This window comes from Microcystis sp. LE18-22.4A (assembly GCF_027531105.1).
Classification (GTDB): Bacteria; Cyanobacteriota; Cyanobacteriia; order Cyanobacteriales; family Microcystaceae; genus Microcystis; species Microcystis aeruginosa.
Map to the genome: position 1 here is coordinate 1 of NZ_JAPZRB010000102.1, position 3,012 is coordinate 3,012.

1 protein-coding gene is annotated in these 3,012 nt (G+C 38.0%); it reads left to right on the forward strand.

Annotated elements, in window-relative coordinates:
* Window positions 1-651: 651 nt before the first annotated feature.
* Window positions 652-3,012, forward strand: a 2,361-nt coding sequence (locus tag O9295_RS04415; RefSeq protein ID WP_288032003.1) for a LamG-like jellyroll fold domain-containing protein, incomplete at its 3' end; no start/stop codon positions are given.

Consider the following 3,012-nt stretch of genomic DNA (forward strand, 5'->3'; position numbering starts at 1 on the left):
TTTTGTGGAAGCCTTGGAAGCTTTTCGGACAGCGATGTCTTTCCGTTTCTTTGAGTGGCTGACCGAGAATCGGGATGTGTTTGCCGCTTACAAAGCCAGTTTAGGCTTTGTTTGGGCTTGAAATTTGTTTAAGTCCCACTAACTAAGTCCAGTAGGCTAGATCAAAGCTACTGCGATCGAGATTATCGAAAATTTGGGTTTAAAACCCCGTCGTAGAACGACGGCTTTTCTTGATCCCTGATATAAGTGGGGAGGCACAATTATTTGTAGGATGGGTTAGCGGTAGCGTAACATAATCGGGCGTTGGGTTTCATGCTTCAACCCAACCTACGTTCATCTGTCTCCTGTCTCGACTAGGAAATTAATTTTGCACGACTACTGAAATAAACAATCAAAATATTGTTTATTTCTTTTTGTTGCGATTGAGTATTTATACTGAACTTTTGTCCCTAGGATTTCTATAATAGTGTTAGGACAGCTAAAAAGTTAATTTGCGATTCGTTGACTGGGTATATGTAGTCAAGCTCGACATTTTTATAACAGTTCTAGTCACAATTATCTGGTAAAAGTGTGGGTGATTTTTGTAGGTTAGTTTCCGACTAATCTCCGCTCGGTTTTGCTTGGAATCACAGCTAAGAGAAGGGGTAGATTATGAGTACTGATTATTCTCTATTATTTGATGGGACTGATGACTATGTAAGTATTCCCCATAGTTCAAATTTAAGTTTGACGAATTTTACCGTTGAAACTTGGATAAATCCTAGTCAAATTAAGGGTGATTGGCAACCGCTTATTACTAAAGAAGAGAGTGATGGGTGGCCAAGAAATTATGGAATGTTTATTACTCCTAATGCGATGACAGTTCATTTTTCTTTTGCCGCAACGAATGGATATAATGTTTATAGTAATAGTCAAAGTTCTTTAATATTAAATCAATGGAATCATATTGCTATGACCTATGATGGGTCTAGTTTAAAGTTTTATCTCAATGGACAATTAGATGCGAGTATCAATACAAATGCTGTTCCTCTACAAAATACTGAACCCGTAAAAATTGGTAAAGAAGTTAATATTTTCAATCCCTTTTCAGGAAAAATGGATGAGGTTCGTATCTGGAATAAGGCGCAAACTCAAGCTGAAATTCAAGCAGATATGACCCATCCGTTAACGGGAACTGAAACAGGTTTAGTGGGATATTGGCAGTTTAATGAAAATGCAGGAAATACTGTCACTGATTTAGCTGGAAATGATAATAATGGGACTATTTTAGGTGGAGCGGCTTTTACTTCTGGGGTATTTACTCCGGGGACGTTTGTGTTTAGCCAGCCGAATTTTACTGTAAAAGAAGGGGGAATAGGAATTAAAGAAGTTACCATTAATCGGATTGATGGATTAGGTGGAGAAGCGAGCGTTACGGTTGATTTAAGTGATGGTGTTGGGGTTTCTGCTGCTGATTATGATAATACTCCCATTGTGGTTAATTTTGCTAATGGAGAGACGGCTAAAACAGTATCAATCCCTGTTACAACTGACACGGTTAATGATGCAGGAGAAACAATTAATTTAACTTTGACTAATGCTATAAATGGCGCAAGTATTGGCAGTCAAGGCACAGCAAGTGTGATGATTGTTGAAGATGCGGCGTTGTCTTTTGATGGGGTTAATGATTATGTCGAGATTCCCCATAGTTCAAATTTAAGTCTGACTCGTTTTACGATTGAAACTTGGGTGAATCCCAGTCAAGTTAAGGGAGATTGGCAACCGCTTATTACAAAGGAAGCAAGTAATGGATACCAAAGAAATTATGGGTTATTTATTGTTCCTAATCAAATGAAAGTTCTTGCTCAATTTATAGATATTTATGGAGTTTGGCAAACTATTTATAGCGTTATCCCTCTTAATCTTAGTCAGTGGAATCATATTTCAATGACATACAACGGATCAACATTTAGCTTTTATATAAATGGAATTTTAGATAGTAGTGTTAATGTAGTGACAACTCCTCTACAAAATAGTGAGCCTGTAAAAATTGGCAAAGAAATTAGTGCTTATACTCCTTTTTCTGGGAAAATTGATGAGGTTAGGATCTGGAATAAAACCCGCACTCAAGCTGAAATTCAAGCAGATATGAATCATCAGTTAACGGGAACTGAAAGCGGATTAATCGGTTATTGGCAATTTAACGAAGGAACAGGAAATACTGTCACTGATTTAGCTGGAAATGATAATAACGGAACAATTTACGGCGCGACTTGGACAGAGGGATTTTTTGGGAGTAGTGTTTTATCCTTGAGTCAACCTGAATACAGTATCCGAGAAAATGGCGCAGCGAGTGTTCAAGTAACGGTTATTCGGACGGGGGGATTTAGTGGCGAAGTTAGTGCAACACTTAATTTAAGTGGGGGGACTGCAACGCTATCTCAAGATTATAGTCAGAGTGCAGTTACTGTTAATTTTGCCAGTGGAGAAACGCAAAAAATTGTCACGATTCCGCTAATTGATGATTTTGATATTGAAGGGGATGAGACGGTTAATTTAAGTTTAAGTAATCCGACCAATGGCGCAATTATTGGGGAACAAAGTACGGCATTATTAACGATTAAAGATAATGATTTTGATTGGTATGACCCGAAAGCTTGGAGTAATGGGGTTGTTCCTGCAAATGGTAGTCAGATTGGCTTGAATTTTCCGGGTGAGAAGATTAAATATACGTTTTCTCAAGGGAATCCGAGTTTAGGAATTTTTTCGCTATTAACTAAGGATAAAGGTGTTTTAGAGTTGTCGGGATTAACAGCTTATACAATCCCTTATTACAGCACTATCCAAGCACAAGGAACCGGAAGTGAAATCGACTTATCTTCTCTTACTACCATGACAGGAGGAACTCAAATCTCTTATTACTACAGTTCTGTAGTCGGAGATGGTTATATCCTTTATCTTCAAGCGTTAGATGGTGGTTTAGTTGACCTGAGTGGAGTCCAACAAATTACCAGTGGTGTCACACAAGTTCTT